We start from the raw sequence: 19,853 nt of genomic DNA, 5'->3' as shown, positions 1-19,853 counted from the left end.
CGGGAATGAGCGGCGGGATAATCCGTGGACAAAGTCCGGACAAACCAGCGGGTAGCCTGTGGGCATTCTGTGAAAACCTCTCCCCAAAACGACTTCGCCCGCCAGGGGGCAATTCCCCCGGCGGGCGCGGCTCGAAAGCAGTCGTATGGAGAATTGCCCCGCCGGGAATGGGAGGCGGAAATTACTTTAAGGAGCTGCTAATCGAAGTGAACTTGTCGTTCATGGTGGTGCCCAGTCCGTTCACGACGGTGATGATCGCCAGCGCGATGCCGGCTGCGATCAGGCCGTACTCGATTGCGGTTGCACCTGAATCGTCGGTCCAGAATTTCAAAATCATGCGCTTCAAGTCTCGCCTCCTTTTCCATTTCAAGCTGTGTGGGTTGCCCAACACCCGCAAATCTACGTGGCACAACCTGCGGTCGGGTTAACCTCATAAATGCAAGTTATTAGAAAAATCGGGAACAAAAGTTCCAAAAATTGAACCGGACGGAACCCTGAGATGCAGCCTGCCCCCACCCATCGCGCCAATTTTTCGATCGGCAGCGAGATCGCCGCAAGGCGCATTGTCGACGTCCTCACCGAAATGTTCTTCGAGGATGATGCGGCGGTCGCCGCCTTCGAGCAGCCGAACGGACAGTGGGACGTCGCGCTGCATTTCGCCCACGCGCCGGACCGGGCGTGGCTGCGCGAACTCGTTGCAACATCAGCAGGAAATGAGATCGCGGACACGCTGGCCTTCGACACCGTCGAAGCCAGGGACTGGGTCAAGTCGAGCCTGGAAGATCTCGTCCCGGTGCCGGCCGGGCGCTTCGTCGTCCACGGCAGCCATGACCGCGACCGCGTGGCCCCGAACAAGCTCGCCATCGAGATCGAGGCGGCTCTCGCCTTCGGCACTGGCCATCACGGCACCACACGCGGCTGTTTACTCCTGCTTGACCATGTCCTGAAACGCACCCGGCCGGACCGCGTGCTCGACCTCGGTACCGGGACCGGCGTGCTCGGGATAGCGGCGGCGAAAGCGCTGCATCGCGCGGTGCTGGCCTCCGACATCGACCCGGCCTCGGTCAAGGTGGCAGCCGAGAACGCCGTGTTGAACGAGGTCGGTCACCATGTGCGAGTGATCCGCGCCATCGGCTTCGCGGCGGCTGATTTCGGCAGACGCGGCCCGTTCGACCTGGTGCTGGCCAACATCCTTGCCAATCCGTTACGGCAATTGGCGGGCCCGATGACGCGCCACCTCGCCCCTGGCGGGCGCGTCATCCTCTCCGGCCTGTTGACGCCCCAGGTCCCCGCCGTGATCGCCGCCTACCGCGCGCGCGGCCTCGTGCCTCTGAAGCACATGCGAATCCAGGGATGGAGCAGCCTGTTGCTGCGGAAGATGGGGTGAGTACGGCTGCTGCCGTAGATGCCGCTACTTTGCCGTCTCTTCGTCCCGGCGCATCGCGCGCTCGGCCTGCGAGGCGCGCCTCGCGCGGCGTTCGGCGAAACGGTCGATCATCTGGCTGATCAGGCCGCGCGGTTTCTTCGGTGTTGCCGCAGCCGGGGCGCGGCGCACCGGCGGCGTAATCTTTTCAAACGTGAACGCTGGCATCGAGTGTCCCCTCGTCGTTGAGATGAACAACTTGCTCGAATTTCCCTGTCATCTGGACGAAGCGCAACTGCCGCATCCTGTACTCCACTCAATTCGAATGGAACTTGTTCAAGCACAGTCCATGCCAGATGCGACCTCAAATGCGTCTACATTGCGGACTGATCCGCATGATCCTAAAGTGATCCACCATGTTCGAAGCGCATTTCCAGACATTCGAGGAGCCCGAGGCCGGCGTCGCATTGACAGCCCGGCTGGCCGCGCTCCGTGAAGAACTCGCCCGCCGCAAGCTGACCGGTTTCGTGATTCCACGCGCCGATCAGCAGCAGAATGAGTACGTGCCGCCGTCCGAAGAACGTCTCGCCTGGCTGACCGGTTTTACGGGCTCGGCGGGACTGGCGGTGGTGCTGACGCACGAGGCCGCGGTCTTCGTCGACGGCCGCTACACGATCCAGGCGGCCAAGCAGGTCGATTCAAGGGCCTGGGCCGTGGAATCTCTGATCGATCCCCCGCCGGAAAGCTGGATGTCGGCACACCTGAAGGCCGGCGACCGCCTAGGATTTGATCCGTGGCTGCACACTTTTGCAGCAGCCGAGCGTTTGGCCGCCGCCTGCACCAAGGCCGGTGCCGAACTGGTCGCCGTCGACAGCAATCCGGTCGATGCGATCTGGCAAGACCGGCCACAGCCGCCGATTGCGCCGGTCACGGTGCACGGAATGCAACATGCCGGCGTGACTGAAGCCGAGAAGCTGACGCAGATCAGGAGCGAGATCGGCAAGCTCGGCGTCGATGCGTTGGTGCTGTCCGACAGCCATGCCGTGGCCTGGACCTTCAACATCCGCGGCGCCGACGTCGCGCATACGCCGCTGCCGCTGTCCTATGCGCTGGTGCCGAAGGACGGCCGTCCCACCATCTTCATCGATCACCGCAAGCTCTCAAATCTGACCCGCGACCATCTCGAGCAGTCCGCCGACGTGCGCGAGCCCGATGCGATGGCGCCGACGCTGATGGCGCTCGCCAAGAGCGGCGGATCGATCGCGCTCGACAATGCGACCGCGGCCGACGCCCTCAGCCGGCTGATCACGGGCGCCGGCGGCAAGCCGGTGCGCGGCAGCGATCCGATCGCGCTGCTCAAGGCGGTCAAGAACACGACCGAGATCAAGGGCACGCAATCGGCGCACCGGCGCGACGCCGTGGCGCTGGCACGCTTCCTCGCCTTTATCGACCGCGAGGCGGCAAGCGGCAAGCTCACCGAGATCGACGCGGTCGAGGCGCTGGAGACATTCCGCCGCGACACCGGCGCGCTCAAAGATGTGTCGTTCCCGACCATATCGGGCACCGGCCCGAATGGCGCGATCGTGCACTACCGCGTCACCCGCAAGAGCAACCGGCGGATCGTCCCCGGCGATCTGCTGCTGATCGATTCAGGTGCACAATACGAAGACGGCACCACCGACGTCACCCGCACCATGGCCGTGGGCGAGCCGACCGACGAGATGCGCGACCGCTTCACGCGTGTGCTGCGCGGCCACATCGCGATTGCGCGGGCGATCTTTCCCGACGGCGCCACCGGCGCGCAGCTCGACACACTCGCACGGCAATATCTCTGGGCCGCCGGCGTCGATTTCGAGCATGGCACCGGCCACGGCGTCGGCAGCTATCTGAGCGTGCATGAGGGGCCGGCGCGAATCTCGAAGCTCGGCACTACGCCGCTGAAGCGCGGCATGATCCTGTCCAACGAGCCCGGCTACTACAAGACAGACGGTTTCGGCATCCGCATCGAGAACCTCGAACTGGTGGTCGAAGCCGATATCAAGGGCGCGGAAAAATCGATGAACGCGTTCGAGACGCTGACCCTGGCGCCGATCGACCGCCGGCTGATCGATGTCGGCATGCTCAGCAAGGACGAGCTCGACTGGCTCAACGCCTACCACGCGCGCGTCAGGGCCGAGGTGCGGCCGGCGCTGGACGAGACGACCAAGGCCTGGCTGGACCAGGCCACGGCGGAGTTGAAGGCGTAAGCGCGTCGTCGCAAAGCCGCATGGCTCCACGCGCTTTGCGCAAGGCTGCTTCTCCACCACAGCTGTCATGCCCCGCGACCCGGCTACGCCAAGGCTTCGCCGGGGTGAGGTCTAGGGGCGCCGAAGCTTTAGCGAAGGCGGCAGGCGGGGAATCCAGCATTCCAGAGACAGGAAACGCATGCGAAGAAGCCGCGGCGTACTGGATCGCCCGGTCAAGCCGGCGATGACACCGACTTTTTGACGCGAGCAACGCGCCCAAGCGGCGCTATGGCGCCCTCATCATAACCGTCCCGGAATCCGTATAGCCGCATTCCGAAACGCCGATATGCGTCTTGCGCGAGCGCGCTACAGTCCGATTCGAATTTCTACGAGACGGACACGCATGCACGGCATGATCAGCAAGCCGCCGGACACGGCGAAGAACCTCGCGACCTCGCGCGTGGTGTTGCTGCTGCTCGTCGTCATGACCGGCATCGCGCCGATCTCGCTTTACATGCTGGTTCCGGCGCTGCCGGTGCTGGCGACGACCTTTGGCAGCGACATCTCGGTCGCGCAGATGACGGTGTCGCTGTACATGGTCGGCATCGCGCTGTCGCAACTCATCATGGGCCCGCTGTCGGACCGTTTCGGGCGGCGACCGGTGCTGCTCGGAGGACTGGCGCTGATGGTGGTCGCCAGCGCCGCCTGCATCTTCGCGGAAACCCTGCCGCAGCTGATCGCCGCGCGCTTTTTCCAGGCGTTGGGCGGCGCCGCGGGCATGGTGGTGAGCCGCGCCATCATCCGCGACATCTACGAGCGCGACCGCGTCGCCTCGATGATCAGCCTCGTGGTCGCGGCGCTGATGATCGGGCAGATGGTCTCTCCGCTCAGCGGCGGCCTGATCGAGACAGCGTTCGGCTGGCGCGCGATCTTCTACGCCATCACCGTCGCCGCGATCATTGTCGCCGTCGGCATCGCATTCGCGCTGCCCGAGACGCGCCGAGATCGCGCCGCCGGCAGCGGCTTTCGCGGCGATGTCGGCATCCTGATCCGCAACCGCGCCTTCGTCGGCTACGTGATGTGCCAGGTGCTGGCCTCGCAGATCATCTTCACCTTCGCCGGCGGCGGCCCCTATATCGTGGTGACGCAGATGGGCAGGACCAGCGCCGAATACGGCGCGTGGTTCGCGACGACGGGTTTTGCCTATCTCGTCGGCAATCTGCTCTGCGTGCGCTTCGCGCCCAGGCACTCGCTGGAGAAGTTGATCTGGTTCGGCCTCGCGCTTCAGCTTTGCGGCAGCCTGTTGAACCTGCTCTGGAGCTTCACCGGCTGGAACGAGGCGCCCGCCTGGCTGTTCGGCACGCAGATGATCGTGATGGTCGGCAATGCCTTCGTGATGGCGAACTCGGCCGCCGGCGCGATCAGCATCCGTCCCGAGGCCGCCGGCACCGCATCAGGTGCGATGGGCTTTCTCCAGCAAGGCATCGGCGCGCTGATGTCGCAATTCGGCGCCTATCTCGGCGGCCATTCCGCGACCACGCTGCCGCTCACCGCCGCGGTACTGGCGATCTCCCTGCTCTGCGCCTGCACGATGATCTTCGTCGTCCCCCGCCGCGAGGTCATGATGAGCGAGACGCTGATCGAGCAGGCGGAAGAGGAAGAGAGCGGGATGATGTGATCGGGCGCGGTGAGGCCTTCTTCCTTCTCCCCTTGTGGGAGAAGGTGGCGCGCGTAGCGCGCCGGATGAGGGGTCTCTCTCCGCGCGGGTCCCCTCTCAAAGCTTGAACTCGAGAATAGAACCCCTCATCCGGCGCTACGCGCCACCTTCTCCCACAAGGGGAGAAGGGAAGAGTCACTCCCCGATCAGCTGCAGCCACTCGTCCTCGGTCAGCACCTTGACGCCATGCTTGTTGGCCTCCGCGAGCTTCGAACCTGCGCCGGGGCCTGCGACGACGAGATCGGTTTTCTTGGACACCGAGCCGGACACTTTTGCGCCTAACCGCTCAGCGGTGGCCTTGGCCTCGTCGCGCGTCATCTTCTCCAGCGAGCCCGTGAACACCACGGTCTTGCCGGCGACGGCGGAGTTGCTCTTCGGCTTCTCCGCGTCGATGATCTCGACCTCCCTGGTGAGCCGCTCGACGATGCCGCGATTGTGGCTCTCGCCGAAATAATCGGCGATGCTCTTGATCACGGTCTCGCCGATCTGGTCGAGCGCGTCCATCTCGGCCATCGCCTCCTCGTCGCCCTTGGCGACCTTCAGGCTGGCATCGTGGAAGGCGTCCCAGGAGCCGTAGCCGCGGGCCAGCGCCAGCGCCGTGGTCTCGCCGATATGGCGCATGCCGAGCGCGTAGATAAAACGCTCCAGCGCGATCTTGCGACGGCTCTCGATCGCGCCGAACAGATTGCGCACCGAGGTTGCGCCGTAACCCTCGATGTCCTCCAGCTTGAGCTTTGCGTTGCGCTTTTCCAGCGTGAAGATGTCGGCTGGCTCCTTCACAAAACCTTCGTCGAAGAAGTACTGGAGCTGCTTCTCGCCAAGACCGTCGATGTCGAAGGCGCGCCGCGACACGAACAGCTTCAGATGCTCGATCTTCTGATAGGGGCAGGCGAACTCGCCGGTGCAGCGAGCGCGTGAGCCCTCTTCGCCCGCCGCCGTCTCCTCGCGCGTGACATCGGTGTGCAACGGGCACGGGCACTTCTTCGGAAACTGGAATTCCCTGGCAGCCTTCGGCCGCTTGTCGAGGACGACGTCGACCACCTGCGGGATGACGTCGCCGGCGCGCTGGATCACGACGGTGTCGCCGATCCTGATGTCGCGGCCCTCGCGCAGCACTTCGCCCTTGTTGCCGATGCCCTTGATGTAGTCCTCGTTGTGCAGCGTGACGTTCTGCACGATCACGCCGCCGACGCCGACCGGTTCGAGCTTGCCCACCGGCGTGAACGAGCCGGTGCGGCCGACCTGGATCTCGATGTCGCGCAGCACCGTCGTGGCGCGCTCGGCCGGGAATTTGTGCGCGATGCCCCAGCGCGGCGTGCGCGAGACGAAGCCGAGCCGTTCCTGCCAATCGATGCGGTCAACCTTGTAGACGACGCCGTCGATGTCGTAGTCGAGTTTTGCGCGCTGTTCCTCGATCGCACGATGAAACGCCAGCAGTTCCTCGACGGAGTGACAGAGCTTGGTCAGCGGGTTAGTCCTGAAGCCGCAGCGCTCGAACCAGCCGATCATGCCGCTCTGCGTGCCCTCTGGCATCGCGCTCATCTCGCCCCAGGCATAGGCGAAGAAGCCGAGGGGGCGCGAGGCGGTGATGGTCGGATCCTTCTGCCGGAGCGAGCCCGCGGCCGAGTTGCGTGGATTGGCGAAGATGGTGCTGCCTTCCGCCTTCTGCCGCTCGTTGAGCGCCAGAAACGCCTTCTTGGTCATGTAGACCTCGCCGCGCACCTCGCAGATGTCGGGGACGTTGCGGCCCTTCAGCCTCTTCGGCACGTCTTCGAGCGTGCGGATGTTGGCGGTGACGTCCTCGCCGACCGCGCCGTCGCCGCGAGTCGCCGCGGTGACGAGTTCACCGCCCTCGTAGCGCAGCGACATCGAGAGGCCGTCGATCTTCGGCTCGGCGGAAAAATCGATCTTGTCGTCGTCGAGCTTCAGGAAGCGCACGATGCGGCCGACGAAGTCGCGCAGATCCTCTTCCGCAAAGGCGTTGTCGAGCGACAACATGGGGACGGCATGCCGCACCTTCTTGAAGCGGCCTGATGGTGCAGCACCGACTTTCTGCGACGGAGAGTCCGCGCTGACGAATTCCGGAAAGCGCTTCTCGATCGCGTTGAAGCGCTGGCGTAGCGCGTCATACTCGGCGTCGGTGACGGTGGGCGCGTCCTCCTGGTAGTAGCGTTCGTTATGCCCCTCGATCTCGAGCGCGAGCCGCATGTGCTCGACCTTGGCCTGCGCCTTGGTGAGGTCGGCGACTTCGCGAAGCGGTGTTGGTTTCGATTTTGCTGCTCTGGCCATGGTGCTTGGATACGATGGAGCGGGCAGGAGGGTAAAGGCGGTTACAGTTTCGTACCCCGGACTCAACGTTTAGGGCCCTGCGGTTGCGCGCGTCCGGGACACGAAATCAAGCCGTCGCCGCCTTGAGCAGACGGTCCGCGGCAGCCCTCGCCTCGGCGGTGATCTCGGCACCGGCGAGCATCCGCGCGATCTCCTCGCGGCGGTGGTCGGCGGCAAGCGCATTGACGCGGGTCGCAACGCGCTTGCCCTTGTCCAGTGCGTCCTTTGAGATCAGCAAATGCTGGTCGGCACGGGCGGCGACCTGCGGGGCGTGGGTGACGGCCATCACCTGGACCTTGCCGGCGAGCCGCGCCAGCCGTCCGCCGATGGCGTCCGCGACCGCGCCGCCGACACCGGTGTCGATCTCGTCGAAGACCAAGGTCGGCGCCGAACCGCGGTCGGACAGCACGACCTTCAGCGCCAGCAGGAAACGCGACAGCTCGCCGCCGGAGGCGACCTTCATCAGCGGCCCCGGCTTGGTGCCCGGGTTGGTCTGCACCCAGAACTCGACGCGGTCGAACCCTTGCGGGCCCGGAGCTGCCTCGTCGGTCTCGACCTGGGTCATGAACTTTGCGCGCTCGAGCTTGAGCGGCGCGAGCTCGGCATTGACGGCCTTGTTGAGCTTCTCCGCCGATTTCTGCCGCGCCATCGACAGCTTCTTCGCAGCCGCCGCATAGCGCGCATCGGCCTCGATCGCGGCCTGCTCCAGCTTCTTCAGCCGTGAGGCGCCGGCATCGATCAGAACGACATCGGCGGCGTATCTTGCGGCCAGCGCGGCGAGCCCGTCGACCGGCGTCGAATATTTGCGCGAGGCGGCGCGCAACGCGAACAGGCGCTCCTCGATGCGTTCGAGCTCCGAGGGATCAAAATCGGTTGCGGCAAGCGCCGCCTGAAGATGCTGGTCGGCTTCCTCCAGCGCGTTGATGGCGATGTCGATCGCCCTCACCGCGGGTTCGACCAGCGCCGGCGAGTTGACGCCGCGACGCTCCAGCCGCCGCACGGCGGCCGACAGCGAGGCGACCGGCGAATGGTGGCCGCCGACCGCCTCCTGCGCCTCGCGCAGGTCGGAGGCGATCTTCTCGCCCTGCATCATCGTGGTCCGACGGGAGGCCAGCGAGGTCTCCTCGCCGTCCTTGGGCGCGAGCTGCTTCAATTCGTCGGAGGCGTGGCGGAGGTAATCGGCTTCGCGCGCGGCGCGCTCCATGCCGGCGCGATGCTCCTCCAGCGCGGTGTTGGCGGTGCGGCGTGCGTCCCAGAGCGCCTCGACCGCCGAGACGTCCTTTTCGAGACCGGCGAAGGCGTCGAGCAGGCGGCGGTGGGTGGCGGCATCGACCAGCGCGCGCTCGTCGTGCTGGCCGTGGATCTCGACCAGGGCAGCCCCGACCGCCTTCAGCGTCTGCACGCTGATCGCCTGGTCGTTGATGAAGGCGCGGGTGCGGCCGTCGGCGAGCTGGACCCGGCGGAGAATCATCTCGCCGGTATCGTCCAGCCCGTTCTCCGCGAGGATTTTGGCCGCGGGATGGTTTTTTGGGATATCGAATACGGCAGTGACCTGCCCCTGCTCCGCCCCATGCCGCACGAGGCCGGCATCGCCGCGGCCGCCGAGCGCCAACGCAAAGGCATCGAGCAGGATGGATTTGCCCGCACCGGTCTCGCCGGTCAAAACCGCGAGGCCCGGTGCGAATTCGATATCGAGCCGTTCGATCAGGACGATGTCACGGATCGACAGACGCGCCAGCATGGAATTCTATTTCCTAGCCGAGACCCATTTTCTTGAAGGTCTTGCTAATCCAGGACCCCTGATTCTCGCTCGGTTCGAGACCGCCTGATTTTACAAGATTATAGGCGTCCTTGTACCAGCGACTATCAGGAAAATTGTGCCCGAGCACGGCGGCGGCCGTCTGGGCCTCGCCAACGATGCCGATCGCCATATAGGCCTCGGTCAGGCGGTACAGCGCCTCCTCGACATGGCGGGTGGTCTGGTACTGCGTCACCACGGCCTTGTACCGGTTGATCGCCGCCGTGTAGTCGCGCTTCTGCGCGTAATAGCGGCCGACGTTCATTTCCTTGCCGGCGAGCTGGTCGCGCGCACCTTCGATCTTGGCCTTGGCCGAGGTCGCATATTCGGAGGTCGGATATTTGCGCACCACCTCTTCCAGCGAGGCGATCGCCTTCTCGGTGCGGGTCTGGTCGCGGCTGATGTCCGGAATCTGGTCGTAATGCGAGGCGGCGATCAGATATTGCGCGTAGGCCGCATCCGGGCTGCCGGGATGCAGCGTGACGTAGCGGGTGGCCGCGCCGATACAATTGTCATAATCCCCGCCCTGGTAGGACGCGTAGGCCGACATCAGCAATGATTTGCGGGCCCAGTCGGAATAAGGATGCTGGCGGTCGACCTCTTCGAACTTCTTGTTCGCCGCCTTCATGTCCTTCTTCTCGTTCATGAGGTACAGGCCCTCATTGTAGATCTTGTCGGCGGGCTCCTCGACGAAGGTGTCGTCCTTGGCGGTGAACTTGTCCCAAAGCGCGCCGGTGCCGCAGCCGGCCAGCGGCAGCGCGAGCACGAAGAGGGCGACAACCTGAAGCAGCCCACGGGCTCGAGACGAGACTTCTCGAGACGGGACTTGAAGATATCCGCGCGTCATACGCTGTGCCGACATGAGTATTGCCCTGACGCCCTGTGGTGCGGTGTCCGCCAGCCCATGAACCCCGTCCTGGGCGCGAAATATAGCCGTGGTGCCTGCCGTGCGACCACGCCGGTGTAACCGAAAAACGATCTTCAACCAACCGGATAGGCAGGCATTCCGCCCGGATTAAGGCGAGGCGCCGCAATCCTAGCCGATCATCGTTACCAGGAGTTTCCCGGGGAAAGCCGCCGCCAAACGCCCGCGGCGACGGGTCTCTTCAGGACGCGTCTCTCGTCTAGGAAACGTCCGCTGCAGGAAACGTCTCTCTTCAGGAAACGTCCGGCCCGTAGACCGCGGCGATCCGGCCACCGACGATGCCGCGACCGGTTTCGGCCACCGGACGCGTGGTGCGGCGGGCTGCCTCGCCCTCGACCACCCGCCAAGCGGTGCGGTCGGCGAGCAGCGCGGTCAGAACGGCGTGGTTGAGCTTGTGGCCGCCACGTACCGAGCGGTAGGCGCCGAGCAGCGGCAGACCCGCCAGCGCGAGGTCGCCGATCACGTCCAGCACCTTGTGGCGGGCGCATTCGTCGGCGTAGCGCAGGCCCTCGGTGTTGAGCAGCCGCTCCTCGTCGAACACGACGGTGTTGTCGAATGAGGCACCGAGCGCGTAGCCGGCGCTCCAGAGCCGCGCGACGTCGCACATCAGACCGAAAGTCCGGGCCCGGCCGACTTCGCGGCGGAAACGCTCCGGGTTGAGGTCGAAGGCATAGCTCTGCTGGCCGATGACAGGATTGGTGAAGTCGATCTCGACCTCGGCGCGGAACCCGTCGGCATAGGGCCTGATCTCACCGAAGGAGTCGCCGATCTTGACCGAGATCGGCTTCAAAACCTGGATGAAGCGGCGCTGCGCCGGCTGGGTCACGATGCCGGCCTGGTCGATCGCCGCAACGAAGGCTGCCGCGCTGCCGTCCATGATCGGCACTTCCGGCCCATCGATCTCGATGATGGCGTTGTCGACGCCCATTCCCCGCAGCGCAGCAAGGACATGCTCGGCGGTGGAAACCAGCGGACCGTTGCGATCACCGAGGACGGTGGCGAAATCCGTCGCGATCACCTGCTCGGCGGTGGCCTGAACTTCGCGGTCGCTTCCCTCGAGCCCGGTGCGGATAAAAACAAATCCCGCGTCGACAGGCGCGGGTCCAAGCGCGAGCGTGACAGGAAGACCGGAATGAACGCCGACGCCTGCCACACTGGCTTGCGCACGAAGCGTTGTTTGCCGGCTAAATTTCATCAGGAACCGCCCCACTACGACCATCGCGACTTATACTGAACCCGACTGCGGCCTAGACCGCTGTTCCGAATCCGTATCCCCAAGTCACGGCAAACCATAGTCACTGCCCCAAACAGCGCCAACTCACGCTTTTTTACCGATTGTTACCCCAAACCCGCCGTATTCGCGCCAAGGCTTAACCAAATTGGACCGGAGTTCGGGACCGTTTTCGGTAGTTTTACTGAACCATCGAATACGTAATTAATGATTTAAAATCAGTTGCTTGGCCACGCAATCCGGATATGCACGGGGCAAAAGAAAAGGTCCCGGCAAGCTTCCCCCCGGGACCTTTTTTCGTCTGCCTTATTGTAACAATCCTCAGGTCGCCTGCCGCCGCAGGAAGGCCGGGATATCAAGATGGTCATCTCCCTGTGGCGCCGGGGCAACAGGCGCGGGACGGCCGTGCATGTCCAGGCCCTGCGGCGCGGGACGACGGGCATACTCAGACACCGGCTCGGTAGAAGCGATTTGCTGCGCCACGGTCTTCTGGGGGCGGCGATCGGGCAGTGGCGGCATCGCGGGACCGGCGGTGCGGGCCGCGATCGGCGCCTCGGTCTCCTCGTCACGACGGCCGAGGCCGACATTGGCGAGGCGCTGCAGCAGCGACAGCCGGGTCTTTTGCGGGGTCTCCTCCTCGACCTCGCCGCGGGCCTGGCGAAGCTCGGCCTGGGCGGGCATCGGAAGTTCCTCGATCCGCGGCATCCGCGGTGTGCGGACCGGTGCACGCTCGGCCTGCGGAGGGATGAAGGTTTCCGGCGTCATCGGCTCTTGCATGGCCATCGGCGCCTGCTCGGGCTCGGGGAACAGCGTGGGCTTCTGCGCGATCGGGCGCACGGTAACGTCGCCATAGGTCTGCATCGGCGCGGGAGCCTGCGGAACGTCCGCAACGGCGGCGGCGATGGCGGCAAGCGCAGCGCGCTCGACGTTCGGACGCGGAGCCGTGGGAGCGGCGGCAAATTGGCCCGTTCCTGTGGCCGGGGTCTGTCCTTCGAACTTCTGGGCGCGCTCGGCCATGCGCTGATTGTCAGCGCGCAGCCGCGCGGTCAGATCGGCAAGACGGCTCTCGGCAGCCGCGGCGGGAGCGGCGGGAGCCTGCTGCGCCTGCGGAGCAGGATTCGCCACGGGAGCGCTGGTGGCCTGGCTGTTGCGCGCGATCGCGGCCTGTTCGATGCCGGTGGCGACGACCGAGACGCGGATCAGGCCATCGAGGGCCTCGTCGAAGGTGGCGCCGACGATGATGTTGGCGTCCTGGTCGACTTCCTCGCGGATGCGGGTCGCAGCTTCGTCGACCTCGAACAGGGTGAGATCCTTGCCGCCGGTGATGGAGATCAGGAGGCCCTTGGCGCCCTTCATCGAGCTATCGTCGATCAGCGGGTTGGCGATCGCGGCTTCGGCGGCGGTCAGCGCGCGCTTGTCGCCGGAGGCTTCGCCCGTGCCCATCATCGCCTTGCCCATCTCGCGCATGACGGCGCGGACGTCGGCGAAGTCGAGATTGATCAGGCCTTCCTTGACCATCAGGTCGGTGATGCAGGCAACGCCCGAATAGAGCACCTGGTCGGCCATCGCGAAGGCGTCGGCGAAGGTGGTCTTCTCGTTCGCGACCCGGAACAGGTTCTGGTTCGGGATGATCAGCAGCGTATCAACGACCTTGTGCAGCTCATTGATGCCCGCTTCCGCGGTGCGCATGCGGCGGCCGCCCTCGAAGTGGAAGGGCTTGGTCACGACGCCGACGGTGAGGATGCCCATCTCGCGCGCGATCTTGGCGATCACGGGAGCTGCGCCGGTGCCGGTGCCGCCGCCCATGCCGGCGGTGACGAACACCATGTTGGCGCCCGAGAGATGGTCACGGAGTTCGTCCATGACTTCTTCGGCCGCGGCCGCGCCGACCACCGGCTGCGAACCTGCGCCCAACCCTTGCGTGGCCGCCGTGCCCATCTGCACGATGCGCTGCGCCTTCGACATCGTCAGCGCCTGCGCGTCGGTGTTGGCGACCACGAAGTCGACGCCCTGGAGGCCCGCCGTGATCATGTTGTTGACGGCGTTACCACCGGCGCCGCCGACGCCGAACACGGTGATGCGGGGCTTCAGTTCGTGAATATCAGGAACATTGATGCTGATGGTCATGTTTGCCTCTCGATCACGCGCGCGTGGGTTCGCCCCGGCCGGCGGCCGCGGGAGTTGGTGAAAATCGAATATTGCGGGAAGGAGTCATCAGAAGCCCTCGCGTAGCCATCGTCCGACCTTTCCGAAATACCCGCCGGTCCCCGTCCTGACCTGCTGCCGCGTATGCCGCGGTTCGACATGTTCGTGGTGAACATATTGCGGGTAGACGAGCAGTCCGGCCGGCACCGCGAAGGCGGCGTTCTTCGCCTCGTTGGGCAGCCGGCCGAAACCGAGCGGACGTCCGACCCGCACGGGCCGGCCGAGAATCTGCGTTCCGAGCTCAACGAGACCCGTGAGCTGCGAGGCCCCGCCCGAGAGCACGACGCGGCCGTTCGGCTCCGAGGCGAAGGGCGAGTCCTTCAGCTTGTCCCGAACCATTTCGAAGACTTCCTCGGCACGATGCTTGACGATGTTGGCGATGGTAGCGCGGGAGACGATCTGCGGCAGATCCTGCTCGTCACCGGCTGTCGGTACAGACATCAGCTCACGCGAGTCCGATCCGCCGGTGATGACGGTCCCGTATAACGTCTTGATTCGCTCGGCATCGGCAATGGTCGCGGAGAGTCCGCGCGCCAGATCCATCGTGATGTGTTGCCCGCCGACCGCAAAACCCGCGGCATGCACGAAGTGGCCGCCGGAAAAGACCGCGATCGTGGTGGTGCCCGCGCCCATTTCGACCACGGCGGCGCCGAGATCGGCCTCGTCGTCGGTCAGCACCGACAGGCCTGCCACATAGGGGCTTGCCGCCATTGCTTCGACGTTGATGTGGCAGCGTTCGACCGCCAGCATCAGGTTCCGCGCCACCGTGGCGTCGCAGGTGACGACATTCATGTCGATGCCGAACTGATGCGCAACCATGCCGCGGGGGTCGCGGATACCTTTGACGCCGTCAAGCGTGTAGCCGACCGGCAGCGCGTGCAGCACGGTGCGGCCTTCGCCGGTGGCGTGGCGCATGCCGGTGGAGGTGACGCGGCTGACATCGGCCGGTGTCACGGCGCCGCCGCGGATGTCGGCCGCAGCTTCGACCAGCTGACCGGAGAGCCGGCCGCCGGAGACCGACAGCAGCACGGACTCGACCCGCACCTTGGCCATTTTCTCTGCAAGCCCGACGGCCTGTCGCACCGCCTGCTCGCATTCGCCGAGATCGATCACGGCGCCGGCCTTCATGCCGCGCGACTGAATCTGGCTGTAGCCGATCAGCTCCACCGCATGGGTCCGGTCGCGCAGGGCTTCGCTCGGCGCCGACGGCTTCAGCCGCGCGATCATGCAGGCGATCTTGCTGGTGCCGATGTCGAGGCAGGCGACGAGGCCGCCGCGCTTGTGCGGCATCGGGCGTGTCTTCGGTGTCTGGGTGCGATCAAGACCGGTCATGCAGCGTCCCCGGCCTTTTTCTTCTTCTTGTCCTTGAACAAATCGTCGCGCGCCTTGGCGGCGTCCTCGGACAGCTGCACGACGAGCCGATCGGGCAGGCGCAGGTCGACGGCGACGATGTCGCGGGAGAACAGCCTGTCCTCCTTGTCGAGCCTGGACAGCATCGCAAGCGCGTTGCCGACGTCCTGTTCGGGCAGGCGGATGTCGAGGCCGTCCTTGAGCCTCAGGTTCCAGCGCCGCTCACCGACGAAGATCGCGGCCTTGGTAATGGAATTGACCTGCGGATAGCGCGCCAGCAAAGCGAGGAAATCGCGGGCCTGCGTCTCGGCGCCCTTGCCGACCACGAGCGGCAGCGACAGGAAGCGGCGCGAGACGTAGGGTTCGAGCACGGCGCCGTCATCGGCGATGACGGAGAGCCGGCCGGCCTCCTGCCACAGCGCGAACGCCTTGCGCTCGGTGAGCTCGATCATGAGCTGGCCCGGATAGAGCTTCAGCACGGTCGCATCCGCGATCCAGGGATTGGCCTTGAGCTTGTCGCGCACGGCGTCGGCGTCGAGAAACAGCAGCGAGGATCGGCCGCTGACGCCGCCGATCGCGAGGATCTCGTCCTGGCTGAGCTGCTTGCGACCGTTGATCACGACGGAGGTGATGCGGAAGCCGGCGGAATTGGCCAGCGCGTTGCGGGTGTCGTTGACCGCCGTGATGAAATCCTGGAGATGGCCGCCCTTGACGATACCGAAGCCGCAGCTTCCGATCAGGAGCAGCACCGTCATGCTGATCCCGACCCGGCGCGGCAGATAGCGCTCGACCAGCGCGACCAACCGCGGCGGCGGCTCGCGCTCGACGATGGCTTTGGCCCTGGTCTTTTCCTTGGCGGCAGCACGGGCGCCGAGAACTCTTTCCTGACGCTTGTCCTGCACCCACTCGCGCAGAAGCACGACCGCTCCGATAGCGGCCGCCTTCAGGTCAGCTTGGGGCCTCAGCGATCTGAAAAGCGACCGAGTGAGGCTTCCTGCTCCATCCATTGCACGAGCTCGTCAACAGTTTGCCCGCGACATCGCGCGGGTCCTGGCGAACATGACGTCTCGGACTTGCCGGGCCGGGTGCTGGTCTTCAGCAGAAGAAAACCTCTCCCCTTCAGAGCGTTCGCTGGGGGTGACAACACCCGCAACGGTCCACGCGCCGGCAGCCAAAGCGTCATATGCGCCGCCAGCGTTAACCTTCGGACGTCCTGGTAAACAAAAGGTAAAGTTCGTTAACGACGTGAGCTTTTTGCCCAGGCCTGTGAGGCATTTATGCCGCAATATCCGGCATTTTACCGGTTTTGGGTTCCAAAACCGGCCGTTTCGCCAGTTCGGCCGTTAACCAGTCCTAATTATTTTCGCACACCGGCCACAGCGAGCTCGATCAGGCCGCGCAGGAAGTCGACGAACTCGATGCTCTCGGCCTTCAGCGCCTTGGGGTAGAGCGAGGACTTGGTCAGGCCGGGCAGCGTGTTGGTTTCGAGATAGACCAGCCCCTTGTCCGAGACGATGAAGTCCGAACGGGAATAGCCGGTACACGACATCGCCCGGTGCGCCAGCATCGCCTGGTGCTTCAGCGCGGCGGTGATTTCGGGTGCGAAACGGCCGGGACAGATCTCTTGGGTCGACTTCAAAAGATATTTCGCCGCGTAGTCGAAACTGCCCTCGCCCGGAATGATCTCGATCGGCGGCAGCGAGATGATCGAGCCGTCCGGCCGCTCCAGCACGCCGCAGGTCGCCTCGACGCCGGAGATGTAGGGCTCGATCACGTACTCTTCGTGCTTGGCCGCATTGCGAACGGCGACGAGATCCTGCTTGGCGTTGACGAAGATCAGGCCGTAGCTCGAGCCATCCCTGGCGGGCTTTGCGATCAGCCGGCCGTATTCGGCGAAGGCCTCGTCGATCTGGTCCAGCGCAATGTTGGCCGGCGGCGTCACGCCGCCGAGCGCGGCGAAATGCTTGGCCGCGATCTTGTCGAACGCGAGATGCGAGGAGGCCGAGCCCGATCCGGTGAACGGCACGCCGCGCGCTTCGCACATCACCTGCAATTCGCCGTTCTCGGCACGCCCGCCATGCAGGCCGAGCACCAGCACGCGGTCCTCCGCCCTCGCCTGGTCGAGCGCCTGCTCCAACGGAATGCCCGACGTGCCCGGCTTGAACTCGTCCTCGAACGGGCGGGCATGTTCGAGCAGCTGTTTGGACTGCACGACATGCACCTTGTCCTCGACGTCCCACCACCAGAGATCGGCCTCGGGCAGCGCCTGATGCAGCGCCTGGGCTGAGGCGACGGAAACCAGACGTTCGCGGTTGGAGCCGCCGAAGAGGATGGTGATGCGCATGTTCTCTCGTCGCTTGTCCAAATTAGCCGGGAATTCCGATCCGCTTGATTTCCCAGTGTAGCTCAATTCCGGAATTTGCCTTCACCCGTTCACGTACGGTCTCGCCCAGCGTCTCGATATCGTGCGCGGTGGCATTGCCCGTGTTGATCAGGAAATTGCAGTGCATCTCGGAGACTTCTGCACCGCCGACGCGCAAACCGCGGCAGCCGGCGGCATCGACCAGCTTCCAGGCGGAATGGCCGGGCGGATTCTTGAAGGTCGAGCCGCCGGTCTTTTCGCGGATCGGCTGCGCGGTCTCGCGATGGGTTTGCACTTCCGCCATGCGCGCGCGGATCGCCTCGGCATCCCTGAGCTCGCCGCAGAACCGCGCGGAGGTGAAGATGATGGAGGCATCGACGCCGCTGTTGCGGTAGACAAACTTCATGTCGGCATTGGAGAAGATGTGCTTCGTGCCGTCGCGCCCGACGCCACGCGCCTCGATCAACACGTCCTTGGTCTCGCCGCCATTGGCGCCCGCATTCATGCGCAGCGCGCCGCCGATCGTGCCGGGAATGCCGAAGTAAAATTCGAGCCCGCCGATATTGGCCGACGCGGCGACTTCCGCCACGCGCTTGTCGAGCGCGGCTGCGCCCGCGGTGACGACATCGCCGCTCGCGCTCGCCTCGCCAAAGGCGCGCGGCGCAAGCCGGATCACCACGCCCGCCATGCCGCCGTCGCGCACGATCAGGTTGGAGCCGACGCCGACGACATAGACGGGAATGTCGCTTGCGAGATGCGCGAGGAAATAAGAGAGATCGTCCTCATCCGTCGGCGTGAACAGCACCTGCGCGGGACCTCCGACGCGAAACCAGGTGAGCTCGGCGAGCGACTGGTTCGCCAGCAGCCGGCCGCGAAGATCGGGCATCACGGCTTTGAGGTCGGGTGTGATGTCGGGGAAGCTCACTGCGCTACCCCAGCGCCTTCAATTCGCCGGGCAAGGCATACGCCCATTGCGTGATGTTGCCGGCGCCCAGACACACGACGAGATCGCCGGACTTCGCCACGCCCTTGACGATGCCAGCGAGATCGGACGCCGCGGGCAGCGGGATCACCTCGCGGTGGCCGTGGGCGCGCAGGCCCGCGGCGAAATGGTCGCGATCGATGCCTTCGATCGGCGTCTCGCCCGCAGCATAGACCTCGGCGACGATCACCGCATCCGCATCGTTGAAGCAGGTGCAGAATTCCTCGAACAGCGACTGCAGGCGGGTGTAGCGATGCGGCTGCACCACCGCGACGATCTTACCGTTGGTGGATTCCCGCGCCGCCTTCAGCACCGCCGCGATCTCGACCGGATGATGGCCGTAGTCGTCGATGACGGTGACGCCGTTCCACTCGCCGGTCTTGGTGAAGCGGCGCTTGACGCCGCCGAAGCCGGCGATCGCCTTGCGGATCGCCTCGTCCGACACGCCGAGCTCGCGCGCGACCGCAATCGCGGCGGTCGCGTTGGAGGCATTGTGGCGCCCCGGCATCGGCAGCATGAGATCGGAGATCTCGTGCACGGCGCCCGTCTTGCGATCGCGGAAGGCAACCTTGAACTTCGATCCGCCGCCCGCCGGGGTCAGGTCGACGAAGCGCACATCGGCCTGCGGATTCTCACCATAGGTGATGATGCGTCGATCCTCGATCTTGCCGACAAGGGTTTGCACCACGGGATGATCGATGCACATCACGGCGAAGCCATAGAACGGCAGGTTCTCGACGAAATGGCGGAAGGCGTCCTGCACCGCCTCGAAGGTCTTGAAGTGATCGAGATGCTCGGGATCGACATTGGTGACGATCGCGACCTCGGTCGGCAGCTTCAGGAACGTGCCGTCGCTCTCGTCCGCTTCGACCACCATCCAGTCACCCGCACCGAGACGCGCATTGGAGCCGTAGGCATTGATGATGCCGCCGTTGATCACGGTGGGATCGAGGCCGCCGGCGTCGAGCAGCGTCGCGACCATCGTGGTCGTGGTGGTCTTGCCGTGGGTGCCGGCGATGGCGACGCAGCTCTTCAGCCGCATGAGCTCGGCCAGCATCTCGGCGCGGCGCACCACGGGGATGCGCCGTTCGCGCGCCGCCGTCAGTTCCGGATTGTCGCGCTTGATCGCGGTAGAAACCACGACGACCTCGGCCCCGTCGACGTTCTCCGCCTTGTGGCCGACCGAGACCCTCGCACCGTTCTTGCGCAGGCGGTCGAGATTGTAATTGTCGGAGGCGTCCGAACCCTGCACGGAATAGCCGAGATTGAGCAGCACCTCGGCGATTCCGCTCATGCCTATCCCGCCGATCCCGACGAAGTGGATAGGTCCGATCTCGCGCGGCAGTCTCATGGTGTATCCCGCAGTT

Annotated in this window: 15 protein-coding genes; 3 read left to right on the top strand and 12 right to left on the bottom strand. The window is 65.1% G+C overall.

Features of this window, described 5'->3' with window-relative positions:
• Nucleotides 1-181 precede the first annotated feature (181 nt).
• Nucleotides 182-346 carry a Flp family type IVb pilin gene (locus IVB13_RS05990; RefSeq protein ID WP_018454254.1) on the bottom strand — a complete coding sequence of 55 codons (165 nt, stop codon included), beginning with the start codon at nt 344-346 and terminating at the stop codon, nt 182-184.
• Nucleotides 347-499: 153 nt separating this feature from the next.
• Between IVB13_RS05990 and IVB13_RS05985 the strand changes: the two genes are divergently transcribed.
• Nucleotides 500-1,387, top strand: coding sequence for a 50S ribosomal protein L11 methyltransferase (locus IVB13_RS05985; protein WP_018454253.1), 888 nt, complete (start codon nt 500-502; stop codon nt 1,385-1,387).
• A gap of 24 nt (nt 1,388-1,411) precedes the next feature.
• On the opposite strand, the gene IVB13_RS05980 is transcribed toward IVB13_RS05985, so the two are convergent.
• Entirely contained in the window at nt 1,412-1,591 is a 180-nt protein-coding gene (locus IVB13_RS05980; RefSeq protein ID WP_018454252.1) for a hypothetical protein, read from the bottom strand.
• 188 nt (nt 1,592-1,779) lie between these two features.
• Here IVB13_RS05980 and IVB13_RS05975 point away from each other — a divergent pair, with 188 nt between their 5' ends.
• Nucleotides 1,780-3,609, top strand: coding sequence for an aminopeptidase P family protein (locus tag IVB13_RS05975; RefSeq protein ID WP_018454251.1), 1,830 nt, complete (start codon nt 1,780-1,782; stop codon nt 3,607-3,609).
• 382 nt (nt 3,610-3,991) lie between these two features.
• The gene (locus IVB13_RS05970) at nt 3,992-5,266 is read left to right on the top strand and encodes a multidrug effflux MFS transporter (protein ID WP_085349080.1); all 1,275 of its coding nucleotides are present in this window, start codon (nt 3,992-3,994) and stop codon (nt 5,264-5,266) included.
• Between the two features lie 174 nt (nt 5,267-5,440).
• On the opposite strand, the gene ligA is transcribed toward IVB13_RS05970, so the two are convergent.
• The 10 genes from ligA to murC form a co-directional block, all read right to left on the bottom strand.
• Entirely contained in the window at nt 5,441-7,594 is a 2,154-nt protein-coding gene (gene ligA, locus IVB13_RS05965; RefSeq protein ID WP_247488034.1) for an NAD-dependent DNA ligase LigA, read from the bottom strand.
• Between the two features lie 106 nt (nt 7,595-7,700).
• Nucleotides 7,701-9,374 (bottom strand): DNA repair protein RecN, encoded by a 1,674-nt coding sequence (gene recN / locus IVB13_RS05960; protein ID WP_247294859.1) that lies wholly within the window; start codon nt 9,372-9,374, stop codon nt 7,701-7,703.
• Between the two features lie 13 nt (nt 9,375-9,387).
• On the bottom strand, nt 9,388-10,293 hold the full coding sequence (locus tag IVB13_RS05955) for an outer membrane protein assembly factor BamD (RefSeq protein ID WP_026232697.1): 906 nt from the start codon (nt 10,291-10,293) through the stop codon (nt 9,388-9,390).
• A 295-nt stretch (nt 10,294-10,588) separates the two neighbouring features.
• Nucleotides 10,589-11,551: a UDP-3-O-acyl-N-acetylglucosamine deacetylase gene (gene lpxC / locus IVB13_RS05950; RefSeq protein WP_247294861.1), complete on the bottom strand. Its 963-nt coding sequence runs from the start codon at nt 11,549-11,551 to the stop codon at nt 10,589-10,591.
• A 357-nt stretch (nt 11,552-11,908) separates the two neighbouring features.
• Nucleotides 11,909-13,714: a cell division protein FtsZ gene (ftsZ, locus tag IVB13_RS05945; RefSeq protein WP_018454245.1), complete on the bottom strand. Its 1,806-nt coding sequence runs from the start codon at nt 13,712-13,714 to the stop codon at nt 11,909-11,911.
• A gap of 87 nt (nt 13,715-13,801) precedes the next feature.
• On the bottom strand, nt 13,802-15,124 hold the full coding sequence (gene ftsA, locus IVB13_RS05940; protein ID WP_018454244.1) for a cell division protein FtsA: 1,323 nt from the start codon (nt 15,122-15,124) through the stop codon (nt 13,802-13,804).
• Nucleotides 15,121-16,149 carry a cell division protein FtsQ/DivIB gene (locus tag IVB13_RS05935; protein WP_026232695.1) on the bottom strand — a complete coding sequence of 343 codons (1,029 nt, stop codon included), beginning with the start codon at nt 16,147-16,149 and terminating at the stop codon, nt 15,121-15,123. The genes ftsA and IVB13_RS05935 overlap by 4 nt, the downstream gene beginning before the upstream one ends.
• Before the next feature lie 350 nt (nt 16,150-16,499).
• Nucleotides 16,500-17,486 carry a D-alanine--D-alanine ligase gene (locus IVB13_RS05930; RefSeq protein WP_085349138.1) on the bottom strand — a complete coding sequence of 329 codons (987 nt, stop codon included), beginning with the start codon at nt 17,484-17,486 and terminating at the stop codon, nt 16,500-16,502.
• 22 nt (nt 17,487-17,508) lie between these two features.
• Entirely contained in the window at nt 17,509-18,429 is a 921-nt protein-coding gene (gene murB, locus IVB13_RS05925; protein WP_247294863.1) for a UDP-N-acetylmuramate dehydrogenase, read from the bottom strand.
• 4 nt (nt 18,430-18,433) lie between these two features.
• Nucleotides 18,434-19,837 carry a UDP-N-acetylmuramate--L-alanine ligase gene (murC, locus tag IVB13_RS05920; protein ID WP_204513990.1) on the bottom strand — a complete coding sequence of 468 codons (1,404 nt, stop codon included), beginning with the start codon at nt 19,835-19,837 and terminating at the stop codon, nt 18,434-18,436.
• Nucleotides 19,838-19,853 lie beyond the last annotated feature (16 nt).

Source organism: Bradyrhizobium sp. 17 (genome assembly GCF_023073515.1).
Classification (GTDB): domain Bacteria; phylum Pseudomonadota; class Alphaproteobacteria; order Rhizobiales; family Xanthobacteraceae; genus Bradyrhizobium; species Bradyrhizobium canariense_D.
This window is presented reverse-complemented; position numbering and strand designations above follow the sequence as displayed.

What these genes read in the sequence shown, in the direction of transcription:
- IVB13_RS05930 (WP_085349138.1), bottom strand. Translation starts at nt 17,486, where the DNA reads ATGCGCATCACCATCCTCTTCGGCGGCTCCAACCGCGAACGTCTGGTT.
- IVB13_RS05955 (WP_026232697.1), bottom strand. Translation starts at nt 10,293, where the DNA reads ATGTCGGCACAGCGTATGACGCGCGGATATCTTCAAGTCCCGTCTCGA.
- IVB13_RS05980 (WP_018454252.1), bottom strand. Translation starts at nt 1,591, where the DNA reads ATGCCAGCGTTCACGTTTGAAAAGATTACGCCGCCGGTGCGCCGCGCC.
- IVB13_RS05935 (WP_026232695.1), bottom strand. Translation starts at nt 16,149, where the DNA reads ATGGATGGAGCAGGAAGCCTCACTCGGTCGCTTTTCAGATCGCTGAGG.
- lpxC (WP_247294861.1), bottom strand. Translation starts at nt 11,551, where the DNA reads ATGAAATTTAGCCGGCAAACAACGCTTCGTGCGCAAGCCAGTGTGGCA.
- ftsZ (WP_018454245.1), bottom strand. Translation starts at nt 13,714, where the DNA reads ATGACCATCAGCATCAATGTTCCTGATATTCACGAACTGAAGCCCCGC.
- recN (WP_247294859.1), bottom strand. Translation starts at nt 9,374, where the DNA reads ATGCTGGCGCGTCTGTCGATCCGTGACATCGTCCTGATCGAACGGCTC.
- IVB13_RS05985 (WP_018454253.1), top strand. Translation starts at nt 500, where the DNA reads ATGCAGCCTGCCCCCACCCATCGCGCCAATTTTTCGATCGGCAGCGAG.
- murC (WP_204513990.1), bottom strand. Translation starts at nt 19,837, where the DNA reads ATGAGACTGCCGCGCGAGATCGGACCTATCCACTTCGTCGGGATCGGC.
- IVB13_RS05975 (WP_018454251.1), top strand. Translation starts at nt 1,780, where the DNA reads ATGTTCGAAGCGCATTTCCAGACATTCGAGGAGCCCGAGGCCGGCGTC.
- ligA (WP_247488034.1), bottom strand. Translation starts at nt 7,594, where the DNA reads ATGGCCAGAGCAGCAAAATCGAAACCAACACCGCTTCGCGAAGTCGCC.
- IVB13_RS05970 (WP_085349080.1), top strand. Translation starts at nt 3,992, where the DNA reads ATGCACGGCATGATCAGCAAGCCGCCGGACACGGCGAAGAACCTCGCG.
- ftsA (WP_018454244.1), bottom strand. Translation starts at nt 15,124, where the DNA reads ATGACCGGTCTTGATCGCACCCAGACACCGAAGACACGCCCGATGCCG.